The organism is Fructobacillus sp. CRL 2054, assembly GCF_028764065.1.
In the GTDB taxonomy this organism is placed as follows: domain Bacteria; phylum Bacillota; class Bacilli; order Lactobacillales; family Lactobacillaceae; genus Fructobacillus.
Genome location: NZ_JACOFN010000005.1, coordinates 1 through 13,553 on the forward strand (window position 1 = coordinate 1; position 13,553 = coordinate 13,553).

At 44.2% G+C, this 13,553-nt stretch carries 13 protein-coding genes, 5 tRNA genes and 1 rRNA gene; 18 read left to right on the forward strand and 1 reads right to left on the reverse strand.

Going from position 1 to position 13,553, the window contains the following annotated elements; genetic code table 11:
- The 16 genes from rrf (at window position 1) to H7198_RS03115 (ending at window position 9,812) form a co-directional block, all read left to right on the forward strand.
- A 5S ribosomal RNA gene (rrf, locus tag H7198_RS03040) occupies window positions 1-117 on the forward strand.
- 29 nt (window positions 118-146) lie between these two features.
- Window positions 147-237 (forward strand) — tRNA-Ser (locus H7198_RS03045).
- A 7-nt stretch (window positions 238-244) separates the two neighbouring features.
- A tRNA-Val gene (locus H7198_RS03050) sits at window positions 245-317 on the forward strand.
- Window positions 318-424: 107 nt separating this feature from the next.
- A tRNA-Trp gene (locus H7198_RS03055) sits at window positions 425-498 on the forward strand.
- Between the two features lie 2 nt (window positions 499-500).
- Window positions 501-573 (forward strand) — tRNA-His (locus H7198_RS03060).
- Between the two features lie 26 nt (window positions 574-599).
- Window positions 600-683 (forward strand) — tRNA-Leu (locus H7198_RS03065).
- A 132-nt stretch (window positions 684-815) separates the two neighbouring features.
- Window positions 816-1,532, forward strand: a complete 717-nt coding sequence (rsmG, locus tag H7198_RS03070; RefSeq protein ID WP_441316740.1) for a 16S rRNA (guanine(527)-N(7))-methyltransferase RsmG — start codon at window positions 816-818, stop codon at window positions 1,530-1,532.
- Between the two features lie 27 nt (window positions 1,533-1,559).
- Window positions 1,560-2,324 carry a ParA family protein gene (locus H7198_RS03075; RefSeq protein WP_274458323.1) on the forward strand — a complete coding sequence of 255 codons (765 nt, stop codon included), beginning with the start codon at window positions 1,560-1,562 and terminating at the stop codon, window positions 2,322-2,324.
- Window positions 2,317-3,219: a ParB/RepB/Spo0J family partition protein gene (locus tag H7198_RS03080; protein ID WP_274458324.1), complete on the forward strand. Its 903-nt coding sequence runs from the start codon at window positions 2,317-2,319 to the stop codon at window positions 3,217-3,219. The genes H7198_RS03075 and H7198_RS03080 overlap by 8 nt, the downstream gene beginning before the upstream one ends.
- A 2-nt stretch (window positions 3,220-3,221) precedes the next feature.
- The gene (locus H7198_RS03085) at window positions 3,222-3,431 is read left to right on the forward strand and encodes a DUF951 domain-containing protein (RefSeq protein WP_274458325.1); all 210 of its coding nucleotides are present in this window, start codon (window positions 3,222-3,224) and stop codon (window positions 3,429-3,431) included.
- 21 nt (window positions 3,432-3,452) lie between these two features.
- Window positions 3,453-4,553, forward strand: a complete 1,101-nt coding sequence (gene ychF, locus H7198_RS03090) for a redox-regulated ATPase YchF (protein WP_274458326.1) — start codon at window positions 3,453-3,455, stop codon at window positions 4,551-4,553.
- A gap of 21 nt (window positions 4,554-4,574) precedes the next feature.
- A complete protein-coding gene (locus H7198_RS03095) occupies window positions 4,575-5,300 on the forward strand; it encodes a DUF1129 domain-containing protein (RefSeq protein ID WP_274458327.1) in 726 nt (241 codons plus the stop codon).
- A gap of 2 nt (window positions 5,301-5,302) precedes the next feature.
- Window positions 5,303-5,992, forward strand: a complete 690-nt coding sequence (locus tag H7198_RS03100; protein WP_274458328.1) for a response regulator transcription factor — start codon at window positions 5,303-5,305, stop codon at window positions 5,990-5,992.
- Window positions 5,993-6,035: 43 nt separating this feature from the next.
- Entirely contained in the window at window positions 6,036-7,082 is a 1,047-nt protein-coding gene (locus tag H7198_RS03105; protein WP_274458329.1) for a sensor histidine kinase, read from the forward strand.
- Window positions 7,075-8,403: a serine hydrolase gene (locus tag H7198_RS03110; RefSeq protein WP_274458330.1), complete on the forward strand. Its 1,329-nt coding sequence runs from the start codon at window positions 7,075-7,077 to the stop codon at window positions 8,401-8,403. The genes H7198_RS03105 and H7198_RS03110 overlap by 8 nt, the downstream gene beginning before the upstream one ends.
- Window positions 8,404-8,465: 62 nt before the next feature.
- On the forward strand, window positions 8,466-9,812 hold the full coding sequence (locus tag H7198_RS03115) for a glucose-6-phosphate isomerase (protein ID WP_274458331.1): 1,347 nt from the start codon (window positions 8,466-8,468) through the stop codon (window positions 9,810-9,812).
- Window positions 9,813-9,848: 36 nt separating this feature from the next.
- On the opposite strand, the gene H7198_RS03120 is transcribed toward H7198_RS03115, so the two are convergent.
- Window positions 9,849-10,478: a GntR family transcriptional regulator gene (locus tag H7198_RS03120; RefSeq protein WP_274458332.1), complete on the reverse strand. Its 630-nt coding sequence runs from the start codon at window positions 10,476-10,478 to the stop codon at window positions 9,849-9,851.
- A 168-nt stretch (window positions 10,479-10,646) separates the two neighbouring features.
- Here H7198_RS03120 and H7198_RS03125 point away from each other — a divergent pair, with 168 nt between their 5' ends.
- On the forward strand, window positions 10,647-11,843 hold the full coding sequence (locus tag H7198_RS03125) for a quaternary amine ABC transporter ATP-binding protein (protein WP_274458333.1): 1,197 nt from the start codon (window positions 10,647-10,649) through the stop codon (window positions 11,841-11,843).
- Window positions 11,836-13,551 (forward strand): ABC transporter permease/substrate binding protein, encoded by a 1,716-nt coding sequence (locus H7198_RS03130; protein ID WP_274458334.1) that lies wholly within the window; start codon window positions 11,836-11,838, stop codon window positions 13,549-13,551. The genes H7198_RS03125 and H7198_RS03130 overlap by 8 nt, the downstream gene beginning before the upstream one ends.
- The last annotated feature ends 2 nt before the right edge of the window (window positions 13,552-13,553 follow it).

Below are 13,553 nucleotides of genomic sequence, written 5' to 3' on the forward strand. Positions count from 1 at the left end.
TGTCGTGTCGATGGCAAAGAGGAACCACCTGTTCCCATCTCGAACACAGAAGTTAAGCTCTTTAGCGCCAAAAGTAGTTGCCGGAACGCTGGCTGCGAGGATAGGACGATGCGATGCCTGTACATATAAAAATGAAAAAGAGTTTTGGAGAGGTGTCCGAGTCAGGCTTAAGGAGCACGGTTGGAAACCGTGTAAGCGGTTGACGCCGCTTCGAGGGTTCGAATCCCTTCTTCTCCATTCTTTCGGACGATTAGCTCAGCTGGGAGAGCACCTGCCTTACAAGCAGGGGGTCACAGGTTCGATCCCTGTATCGTCCATTTAAAATCTCTTTTTTTATTTTTACAGCGTGCACAGTAGTGTTTGATAGGGTGCAAGTCCCTAGCATGTTGTTCAGTTATCAGACTGATTTTATTATACTAATCTTAGGGATATAGTTTAATGGTAGAATAGCGGTCTCCAAAACCGTTGATGGGGGTTCGATTCCCTCTATCCCTGCCATGGCGGTAGTGGTGAAGTGGTTAACACACTGGTTTGTGGATCCAGCATGCGAGGGTTCGATCCCCTTCTACCGCCCTAATAAAGTATTTATACTTTATATTGCCCTTGTGGCGGAATTGGCAGACGCGCTGGACTCAAAATCCAGTGGTGGCAACACCGTGTGGGTTCGACTCCCACCGAGGGCATACATACAACCTGGACTTTTGTCCAGGTTTTTTTGTATATAAAAGGTCTTTAGAACCTTGATTATCAGGGCTTTTTTAGGTATTCTTAATATTAGTAAACTAGGGACAATTGGCCTGGTTTGGAGGAAGATTTTGGACCAAGAAACATTCAAAAAAATGCTGGAAGAAGCTGGTTTAAGCCTTTCAGATAAGCAAATGGAACAGTTCGAGACCTACTTCAACGAACTCGTTTTGGCCAACCAGTCTTTCAACCTGACGGCCATCACGGAGAAAAAGGAAGTTTATTTAAAGCACTTCTATGATTCGTTGACTTTGGCCTTAGAAATTCCAAAGCTAAAGGTAGGGGAACCAACTTTAATTGATGTTGGTTCTGGAGCAGGATTTCCCGCTTTGCCTTTAAAGATTGCCTTGCCTAACCTTCAAGTAACGATGGTTGACTCGTTGAATAAGCGCGTAAACTTCTTGAAGGAAATGGTCACGAAGCTTGATTTGACAGGCGTAACCGTGATTCACGGCCGTGCCGAAGATTTAGGTAAAGATTTAAACTTACGTGAATCCTTTGATTATGCAACGGCTCGCGCCGTTGCTCGAACTCAGGTATTGGCTGAATATACTTTGCCATTTGTAAAAATTGGTGGGGAATTCCTTGTGATGAAGGGTTCTGCTGGTAAAGAGGAAATGTCGGCTGGTAAGAAGGCTTTGGCGACTTTGGGCGGAAAGTTAGTTTCTGAAAAAGCCTTTGAATTGCCAAATGGTGATCCACGTGTGATTCAAGTGGTCGAAAAAGTGTCTAAGACGCCTAAGAAGTATCCTCGGCAGGCTGGAACACCAACGAAGAAACCTCTCTAAGATTTTTTGTAGTAAAGGAGCCTTATTGTGGCGAAAATCATTGCATTAGCAAATCAAAAGGGTGGTGTCGGTAAGACGACAACCAGTATTAACCTTTCGGCAGCTTTAGCAAAGGCTGGTAAGAAGGTTCTTTTGGTGGACGCTGATCCACAGGGGAACGCTTCATCGGGTGTCGGAGTTGATAAATCTGAATTGGAACATGATATTTACGATGTTTTGGTGAACGATTTTCCTGTTCAAGATGCCATTATGGCTTCTTCGTCAGAAGGCTTAGACATTATTCCAACAACAATTCAGCTTTCAGAAGCCGAAGTCCAGTTGGTCGATATGGAAGAACGGGAGTACCGTTTGTCAAAGGCGCTTTCTAAGGTTCAAGGAAATTACGATTACGTTATCATTGATAACCCACCTTCCTTGGGACTGTTAACGATTAATTCCTTTACCGCTGCCGATGCTGTTTTGATTCCAGTGCAGACTGAGTTCTACGCTTTGGAAGGATTAGGACAGTTGATTAACACAATCGAATTGGTTCGTCAGGGATTGAATCCTGATCTTGAAATGGCCGGTATCTTATTAACAATGTATGACGGCCGTACCAATTTGGGTAAGCAAGTATCCGAACAGGTTCGTTCTTACTTTGAAGACCGTGTTTACGATACAGTTATTCCGCGTTCTGTTCGATTGTCTGAAGCGCCATCATATGGTCAAGCCATCATCGACTTTGATCCAAAATCAACGGGTGCTAAATTGTACACGGAGTTTGCCAAGGAGGTCATTGCGCAGTATGGCTAAGCAAAAATCTGGCTTGGGAAAGAACATGGATTCACTTTTTGGGTCGAATGGGATTTCCAAACAAGCATTAGAACATTCAAAAACAATTACGCGAACAGTTGAAGCCGGTGAAAAAGTCATTGACTTGCCATTGGCTAAGATTGAAGCCAACCCATTCCAACCACGCCTTCATTTTGATGAAGCGTCAATCAAGGAATTAGCCCAGTCAATTCAGGAAAATGGTTTGCTAACGCCAATCATCGTTCGTAAGGCCGGTGCTAAGTATGAAATCATCGCCGGAGAACGTCGGTTCCGCGCAAGCAAGACTTTGTCAAAGAAGACGATTTCGGCCATTGTTCGTGAGAGCAATGACGAAACGATGGCAACCTTAGCCTTGATTGAAAACTTGCAGCGTGATGACTTGGATCCAATCGAAGAGGCCCGTGCATACGCCAACTTGATGGCACAGCTTGATTTGACTCAGTCGAAGCTAGCTAGCCGTGTTGGGAAAGAGCGTGCAACGGTGGCGAACGCTTTGCGTCTCTTGAAGTTACCAGATAACGTTCAGGAACTCGTTCAGCAGGGGCAGTTGTCCATGGGACAGGCTCGCGCATTACTTGGCCTTGAAAAAGAGTCACAGATGAATGCGGTTGTTTCAGCTATCTTGAAGGATGGCTTGAACGTTCGTCAGGTCGAATCCCTGGTTAAGCGGGTCAACGCAGGTGACAAGCCTAAGAAGGAAGAAAAGAAGCCATCACCATTTGTCGAAGACTTGGCCCAACGCTTAGAGGATAAGTTCGGGACAAAGGTGAAGGTGAACGCCGGTAAAAAGGGTTCTGGAAAGATTGAAATTAACTACGTTTCCAACCGCGATTTGGAACGTATTCTAGAAATTTTAGCCATTGAGGTGGATTAATCATGGTTGATCAAAAAGATTACGGTCTAGGTGATTTGGTTGAAATGAAAAAGCCACATGCTTGTGGTACTAATGCCTGGATTATTAACCGAATGGGGGCTGACATTAAGTTGACCTGCTCAGCTTGTGAGCGGACAATTATGTTGACCCGATTTAACTTCGATAAGCGCCTGAAAAAGGTCTTAAAGAAGGCAGATGACAAAGAAGATTAGTCAAAGGAAAGGACTGATAACATGGCTTTAACAGCTGGTATCGTTGGTTTACCTAACGTCGGAAAATCAACACTTTTTAACGCAATTACGAAGGCCGGGGCCGAAATGGCCAACTACCCCTTCGCAACGATTGAACCAAACGTGGGAATCGTTGAAGTGCCTGACAAGCGTTTGGCACGTATTCAAGAATTAATTCCAGCCGATAAGGTTGTGCCTACGACTTTTGAATTCACTGACATTGCTGGAATTGTGAAGGGTGCATCAAAGGGTGAAGGCCTTGGAAACAAGTTCTTGGAAAACATCCGTCAAGTAAACGCCATTGTGCACGTTGTTCGTGCCTTTGACGACGATGAAATCATTCACGTTAACGGTAAGGTTGACCCATTGGATGATATCGCAACCATCAACACTGAATTGGTTTTGGCTGATTTGGAAGCCGTTGAAAAGCGCTATGCCAAAGTCGCCCGTGCGGCTAAGGGTTCTGACAAGACTGCTAAGGCCGAAGCTGCGGTTCTTGAAAAGATTAAGCCAGTCCTTGAAGAAGGTAAGGCCGTTCGTTCAATTGACTTCTCAGAAGAGGAGCAAGCTGTTGTGAAGGGATTGTTCTTGTTGACATCAAAGCCAACGCTTTATGTTGCAAACATCGCCGAAGATGACATGGGCGACCCTGAAAACTCTCCTTACTACAAGCAGATTAAGGAATTCGCGGACAGCGAACACGCCGAAGTGATTGCTTTGTCAGCTGAAGCCGAAGAAGAAATCGCCCAGTTGGATGACGACGAAAAGGCGGACTTCTTGGAATTGGCAGGTGTTGAAGAACCAGGTTTGGATAAGTTGATTCGTTCAGCATACCACTTGCTTGATTTGCGCACTTTCTTCACTGCTGGTGAAAAGGAAACGCGTGCTTGGACATTTAAGGCTGGCTACAAGGCACCTCAAGCAGCCGGTGTTATTCACTCCGACTTTGAACGTGGTTTCATCCGTGCTGAAACTTTCTCATTCGATGATTTGGATAAGTACGGTTCAGAAAAGGCTGTTAAGGAAGCTGGCCGTTTGCGTTCTGAAGGTAAGGAATACGTTGTCCAAGATGGTGACATCATGGAATTCCTATTCAACGTTTAATATTTAGAAAAAGGTGAGACGATGACAGAAGTCGAACATAAATTAACAAAGAAGAACCAGGATTTCCTTTTCCACTTGGAAAAGGGCTTGGCTGATAGCGATAAGATTAGCGAAGAAAAGAAGGAAGAAATCCTGGGCGAAGTTGAACAACAGTTGGCCGAAGGTCAAAAACTTGGACACACTGCTGCGCAACTCTTTGGGACACCAGCAGAAACTTTGAATCGTTACTTGAACCCCGTTGCCTTGGCAAAGGGTTTCCATGATTACTCATTTGGATTTTTAGCCGGAGATACAGCCCTTGTGTTGATTATGTTCTTGACTGGTTTCTTCACGGTAACCATGGGATTCTCAGGGTCTAAGTCAGGTTCTGAAGGTATTGGTGTTTCATCAATCATTTTGCTCTCTCTTTGGGGTGGCGCTATTTATACGATGGCGATGCAACGCTTTATTCCAAATCCTAATGAAGACCAAAGTAAGAAAAAGATTCCTAGTTGGTTAATGTTGATTATTGTTGCATTACTTTGGATTGGTGGCTTTACAGCCTTCCTTTACTTGCCAGCAGCATTAAACCCAGTCTTGCCTGTATGGGGTAACGGTTTGATGTTCTTCATCGCTTGGGCACTATACTTCGTTAACCGTCGTTACGCCGGATTGAAGCGTGGTGGTGTCTTAGCTATTTCAAAGCTTGCACAACAGGAACGTTTGCGACAGGAAAATGAGAAGCAAGAGAATCAGAAGCGAGGCTAATCATGAAGATTTTAGTTGTTGATGACGATCAAGAGATCGCTGAATTACTCGAAATTTATCTGAAGAATGAAGGCTACGAAGCCATTATCGCTAAAGACGGTAAGGAAGCTTTGTCAAAGTTCAATACGAACCCTGATATTGCTTTGATGGTCTTGGATATCATGATGCCAAACATGACAGGATTTGACGTGTTGAAGGAAGTTCGTAAGGATACCCACATGCCAATTTTGATGTTGTCTGCTAAGTCATCTGATATGGACAAGATTCAAGGCTTGATTTCTGGTGCCGATGATTACGTAACGAAGCCTTTTAACCCATTGGAAGTAATGGCTCGTATCCGTTCTTTGATTCGCCGTTCTCAAAACGTCGTTCAAGAACAAAAGCCTGACGTTTTGAACGTTGCTTCATTGGTAATTAATAAGGATTCTCATGATGTTAAAACTGCGTCTGGTGAATTGGTTAACCTAACAGCCCTTGAATTCGGTATTCTTTACCTTTTGGCGTCACACCCAAACCGTGTTTTCTCTGCTGACGATATCTTTGAACGTGTTTGGCAGCAAGAGTCCGTTGTTTCAGCTAAGACGGTTATGGTCCATGTCTCACACCTTCGTGATAAGCTTGAAGAAGCTACGAATGGTGATCAGGTAATCCAAACCGTTTGGGGTGTTGGGTATAAAATTGAAGTGAACTAATATGGTCAAAAAAGCAAAAATTATCTGCCAATCCATTATTAAAATGATTTTCGGAATTGGTTTTATCCTAGCTGCGGGTTGGGTGCTTTTCTTTGACATCTTAAAAGAAAGGCCCAGCTGGTCATCATGGACTAGTTGGCCTTCTTTTTGCCTTTTCACGGGTCTTTTAACTTTACTGCTCTTGGTATTTGTTATCCGACAGGCAGTTAAAGAAAGTCGTTTGACACGATTAATGGTGGAGCTACAATCAGCCATTGAGCAAGAAGAAAGCGTCGACTTACCAGGTAAGTTGAAGGGGCCAATTGACCGACAGATTAAGGAATTGTTCGAATTAACCCAGTCACAGTTTGAAGCAGAACACCAGGAACAGCTCCAAATGGCTGCTTCTAAGGAAGAGATGATGACGAACATCTCCCATGATTTGCGAACGCCTTTGACAGCTATCATTGGGTATTTAGGATTGGTTGTGACGCCTACTACGGCAATGCGTCCTGAAGATGAAAAGAAGTACCTTGAAACGGCCTACCATAAGGCCAACCAGATGAAAGTCTTGGTTGAGGATCTCTTTGAGTTTGCCAAGTTACAGTCATCGCAGATTACATTGAATGTATCCGACTTTTCACTGGGCGATCTTTTTGACCAAGTATTGGCGAATTATGCGGTTGAGGCGGAGAAAAAGGGCATTCGTTTGACCACCCAGTTAGCACCAGAGCTCATTGTAATGGCTGGTGATTCAGAAAAACTTGCCCGTGTGTTGATTAATTTGGTCGAAAACGCCTTGAAGTATGGACAGGGTGCCTCCTTTATTAAGTTAACGGCACAGGAAAAACCGGGTGATCAGGTTGAGATTCGTGTTGTTAACAATGGACCTGCTATTCCTGAAAATTCTCTCAACCAGCTCTTTAACCGTTTTTACCGGGTTGAGTCCTCTCGTAATACAAAAACGGGTGGAACAGGGCTTGGCTTATCCATTGTGAAGGGTGTTATTGATAAGCACCATGGGCAAGTTCATGCTGAATCGACTGAAGATTTAACGGCCTTTATTATTACTTTGCCAAAGCAACAAGAAAAAGAAGAAGTGAATGTTTAAGAAAAAGAAGCAATCTAAATTGAATCAGGTGAAGCAAGTGAAGAAGGGAAGCCGCAATAAGTGGTTTGCCCTTGCCTTTTTCCTTTTGTCGCTGACCTTTATTTTGACTGCAATTTTTTGGCCACATGTTCATAAGACAGTGGTCCAATCAACTGGTAAGACGGAAGAACCCGTGCAGCTTTCAGTTGATGCTAAGTCTGGCTTGGTTGTTGATTTGACAACCGGTCAGATTATTGGAGAAAAGGATGCCAATAAGCAGGTGGCAATTGCTTCGCAATCGAAAATGCTAGTCGCATATGGTGTGTTAAAGGCCATTCAGGAAAAGAAAATTGACTGGACTGACCAGGTAACGATTCCATCGAACGCTGACCTTTCAAGTCAAAGCGATTCGCTATACTCTCACTTGGATATCAAGGCTGGCGATAAGGTGTCGGTCAAGGATTTGTACACCGCGATGTTTACAAATTCAGCCAACGATGCCGCCTTTGCATTGGTCACATTCCTATCCGGTGATTCAAGCAAGGATCAGGCCACCCTTGAAGGTTGGGCTAAGGATTTGAATTTGACTGGTTCTGCCTGGTACAACGGTGCTGGTCAAAAGAATGGGGATGCCTTTGAGAACGAGATTACTTCTTCATCATCATCGGCCTATAACCATGCTTCAGCCACGCAGGTTGCACAGATTGCCATGAAGATTTTGAGTATGGATCCTGATTTGATGAAGTTAACGGAATCGGCTAACTTGACCTATACCAAGAATCAGAAGACAAAGGTTTCACAGGCGTCAGACTTTGGAACCTCCTTTGCCAACATGGAAGCGAACTTGGATAATCCAAATAACTTGCAAATGTTGGGATTGAAAACAGGATCAACACCTGAATCAGGCGCCTCTTATACAGGTGTTGTAAAGGACCAGGACGGCCATCTCTTCCTGACAGTTATTAACGGTGCTGCCGATTATACGGACAAGACCGAACGTTTCCAAAAGACTTTGAAAATGGTTGATCAGGTTTTGAAGGAGCGTCACGCACATGATTATAAGGCCGGTACGACTTTGTCAGGTGCTTCAACGCTTGCTATTAAGGATGAAAAAATCAAAGCTAAGGTGCAGGTTGCAGCCTTAACGACATTCTGGACTAAATCAAATAAGAGCTTGTCTTTGATGGAAGCACCAACTTTGTCAAAGAAGCCCGATTCGTCAGATACAGATGTACTGTCACACATTGCTGTGAACTTGAAGGCTAAGTATTTGCCTGGTACTTCCGAAACGAAGAAGGAAATTCCACTCGAGTTAGCTGGACAACCAGTGCAAAACGATTAAAAAATTTTTTTAAATGGTTCGAATAAGAATAATAAGCATTGAAAATGCTAAAGGGGTCTTTCATGACTGCAATTCAATTTGATTCACACGGTGTTCAATCTTTTATTAAAGAGCATGAATATGAAGAGTTAAAGCCACAGTTGGCCATGGCGCAGCAGCTGCTTTTTGAAAAGAAGGGTGCTGGTTCTGACTATACTGATTGGGTTAACTGGGCGTCGAACTTTAATCAGCAGGAGCTGCAAAAGATTCAGCGCTTGGCTAAAAAGGTACAGAATCAATCAAAAGTCTTGGTTGTTATTGGAATTGGTGGCTCGTACCTTGGCGCTAAGATGGCTCTGGACTTCATGAAGTCACCTTGGTACAACGACCTAGTCGAAGATGGTACTAAGATTTACTTTGCTGGTAATAATTTGTCAGCCATGGCTTTGCAGCAGTTACTGCAAGTGATTGGCGACCAGGACTTTTCGGTTAATGTCATTTCAAAGTCGGGTCAGACGACGGAGGCTGCCTTGGCTTTTCGTTTCTTCAAGCAGGCCTTAGAAGAACGTTATGGCCGTGATGGTGCGGTTGACCGTATTATTGCCACCACTGATAAAGAAAAGGGAACTTTGCGGGAGGAGGCCGATACGGCTGGCTATGAAACGCTAGTTGTTCCTGATGGCATTGGTGGACGTTTCTCCGTCTTAACAGCGGTAGGCTTACTGCCAATGGCGGTGGCAGAAATTGATATCGAGGCAGTTCTTGCTGGTGCTGAAAAGGGTGAAGAGAACTATTGTTCGACTGATTTAAGCAAGAACGCTGCCCTTCAGTACGCTGCTTCTCGTCGTATTCTTTATGATAAGGGCTATACGACTGAAATTTTAGCTTCTTGGGAGCCATCACTCCAGTATTTCGCTGAATGGTGGAAGCAGCTGATGGGTGAGTCAGAGGGCAAGAATTTGAAGGGAATATATCCTTCATCAGCCAACTACTCAACTGACCTTCACTCCTTCGGTCAATACATTCAAGAAGGGCGTCGTGACCTCTTTGAAACGGTTGTACGTGTTGATCAGGTTGCATCTGATATTGATGTGCCTAAGACGCCTGAGAATGCGGATGGCTTGGCATACCTTGAGGGGAAGACCCTCGATCAAGTCAATCAGACTGCTGCCGACGGTGTGGCCATTGCCCACGTTGATGGTGGGGTTCCAAACCTAGTTGTTCGAATAGCGAAGCAAGATGAAGAGACTTTGGGAGAATTAATCTACTTCTTCGAAATGTCAGTAGCCATTTCAGGTTATCTCTTTGGGATTAACCCATTCAATCAACCGGGTGTTGAGGCATATAAGACAGCGATGTTCGCTTTGCTTGAAAAGCCAGGTTACGAAAGTGAAAGTCAGATTTATAAAAATCGACTAAAAAACATATAAAAAAGCAGACCAGCTGGTCTGCTTTTTTTGTTTACTTTAATTAGCTGATGTGCCTTCAAAGAACTGTTGGATGGCCTCAACCGTTTTTTCCGTTCCGACAAAGTAGATCGTGTCACCGGGCTGGATATTGGCGTAGGGGCCAGGTGATAAGATTAAATCTTCTTCGTGAAGTACGGCGACGATTGTAGCCCCAGTGTTTTGCCAGATATTTAAAGAGCCAATTGAACAGTTAAGTTTATCCGATGTTGGCTCGGGGATGTACTCAAAGGGCGACATTGGATTATGTTGGTTCACACGTTGGGTTTGATCGAGAAGCAGGGAGAAGGATTCGTCTAGGTTTGTTAAATCTTCTTTTTGCTTAGCAATCAATGCCTTAATTTGGCTGTGTGTTTCCTGCAAGTTGCGGGATTCCTTGGCTTGAGAAAGAAACTCGCGGGCACGCTCGCGAGAGATCACTTCAACGCCAGAACCGTGAACGACTTTGACGATATCTAAATCAGCTAAGACGGAAATGGCCTTACGAGCTGTTTCAGCGGACACACCAAAGGTGGCAGCGAGTGTTGAACGAGCGTGTAACTTTTGTCCAACTTCATATTTTTTATTAACAATTGCTTCGGCAATTTCCTGGGCAATCTTATGATAACGGGGTTCTTTAATTTTAGGCATAAAATAACGTCCTTGAATAAATGTCACATAAATTTAATATTCATTTGAAAAAAAGTGACAATCTATGTATGATAGTAGGTGGTCACTATTGCCCATCTGATTTTTTATGCAGGTGGTCACTTGTTAGTTTATTTTAAATTAATGAGATAGTCAACTATAGGAGGATTTATGCCAAAAGTGCAACTGAAGCACCTAACCAAGATCTTCGGTAAGAAGCAAAAAGCTGCTTTGAAGATGGTTAAGGAGAATAAGTCTAAGAACGAAATCTTTGAGAAGACTGGTTCAACGGTTGGTGTTTACGACATCAACCTTGAAGTCAACGAAGGGGAGATCTTCGTTATCATGGGTCTCTCAGGTTCTGGAAAGTCGACGTTGATTCGATTGTTAAACCGTTTAATCGAACCAACTTCTGGCCAGATTATCTTGGATGGAAAAGACATCACCCACTATAACAAGAAAGAAATGTTGGATATTCGTCGTAAGAAGATGTCCATGGTCTTTCAGAATTTCGCCCTCTTTCCCCACCGTACCATTCTTGAAAACACAGAATACGGTTTGGAAATTCAGGGAGTGCCTGCAGCAGAACGTCGTAAGCGTGCTGAAAAGGCCTTGGAAAATTCAAAGCTTATTTCTTTCAAGAACCAATACCCATCACAACTTTCAGGTGGTATGCAACAGCGTGTTGGTTTGTCACGTGCTTTGACAAACGACCCAGACATTCTGTTGATGGATGAGGCTTTCTCAGCCCTTGATCCATTGGTTCGTCACGAAATGCAAGATGAATTGTTGGACTTGCAAGCAAACGTGCAAAAGACAATTATCTTCATCACCCACGATTTGAACGAAGCCCTTCGTTTGGGTGACCGTATTGCTATTATGAAGGATGGTCAGTTACAACAAGTTGGAACTGGTGAAGAAATCTTGACTAACCCAGCCAACGACTACGTTGAAAACTTCGTTGAAGACGTTGACCGTTCAAAGGTTTTGAACGCGGAATCAATCATGATTCCTGGTTTGACAGTGAACATCGATTCAGACGGTCCTAACGTTGCTTTGCACCGTATGTCTGAAGAAGAAGTTTCTGGCTTGGTTGCCGTTGATGGTAAGCGCAAGTTTGCCGGCTACTTAACATCAGATAACGCTGTGAAGGCTCGTAAGGAAAAGCTGTCATTACGTGATGTAATTGAAGATATGCCAATTGTTAAGCCTGATACGCTTGTGGCTGACATTATGCCAATCATCTACGATGCCCACTCACCAGTGGCTGTCGTTGATGACGACCAAAAGATGCGCGGAATCATTATTCGTGGTGCCGTCATCGAAGCCTTAGCACAAACGGAAGGAGACGGACAAACAAATGCCTAGTTTATTCTCCATTGATAAATTACCATTGGCCCAATGGGTTTCAGATGGCGTGAACTGGATGACGAAGAACTGGTCAGGTTTCTTTGATGCCATCCAAAGTGGTGGACAAGCCTTCATGGATGCCATGACGAACTTCTTGACGGCCATCCCACAGCCAGTTTTCATCATTGCATTGGCTCTCTTGGCCTGGTTTACCACACCAAAGAAGTACGGTTTGCCAACTTTGATTGTTCTTGGATTGGCCTTGATTGCCAACCAGGGGCTCTGGTCAGATTTGATGCAGACAATGACTTTGGTCATCACTTCATCATTGGTTTCATTGATTATCGGAATTCCTTTGGGAATCTGGACGTCAAAGTCACCTAAGGCCTACGCTGTTGTAAAGCCAATTCTGGACTTCATGCAGACGATGCCCGCCTTCGTTTACTTGATTCCAGCCGTTGCCTTCTTCGGTATCGGAATGGTTCCTGGAACTTTCTCATCAGTGATCTTCGCACTGCCACCAGTTGTGAACTTCACTTACTTGGGAATGAAGCAGGTGCCAGAAGCCTTGGTTGAAGCCGCCGATTCATTTGGTTCAACCACTTGGCAAAAGCTTTTCAAGCTTGAATTGCCTTCTGCAAAGCCTTCAATTGTTGCTGGTTCAAAGCAAACAATCATGTTGGCCTTGTCAATGGTTGTGACGGCCTCAATGATTGGTGCACCAGGACTTGGTCGTGGTGTCCTCTCTGCCGTACAACACGCCGATGTTGGTGCCGGATTCGTTAACGGTATTGCCTTGGTTATCTTGGCCATCATCATCGACCGTTTCGTTTCAAAGATGAACACGGACCCTGTTACCACACCAAAGTTGCCAAAGTGGCGCAAGTGGGGTGCATGGGCCATGGTTGCCATCATTGCCATCTCTGGTATTGCTGGTTCAATCACCGCTGCACAACAGTCTGGTAAGAAGGTTAACCTTGGCTACGTTGAATGGGATTCCGAAGTTGCCTCAACAAATGTCTTGGCCGAAGCAATGCGTCAACACGGTTACGATGTAACGACAACGCCATTGGATAACGCAGTTAACTGGCAATCAGTTGCTAACAAGCAAATTGATGGTACGGTTTCTGCTTGGTTGCCAAACACACACAAGGCCATGTACAAGAAGTACAAGGACCAAGTGGATGTCTTGGGTACGAACTTGAAGGGCGTTAAGCTTGGACTAGTTGTTCCTGACTACATGGACGTTAACTCAATCTCTGATTTGACGAACCAGGCTGATAAGCAAATTATTGGTATTGAAGCCGGTGCTGGTGTTATGACTGCCGCACAGAAGACAATCGATACTTATTCAAACTTGTCTGGTTGGAAGTTGACGGCCTCATCATCAGGTGCCATGACGGCTGCCTTGGATAAGGCTTACAAGAATAAGCAACCAATCGTTGTGACTGGTTGGACGCCACACTGGATGTTCAACAAGTACAAGTTGAAGTTCTTGCAAGATCCTAAGGGAACGATGGGTGGTGACGAAACCATCAAGACTGTGGTTCGTAAGAACTTGAAGTCAACGAACCCAGATGTTTACAAGGTAATGAAGAACTTCCACTGGAACCAAGAAGACATGCAATCTGTTATGTTGGATATCCAAAACGGTAAGTCTGCTAAGCAAGCTGCCGATGACTGGATTAAGACACACAAGAGTCAAGTCAACGCTTGGTTTAAGTAAGC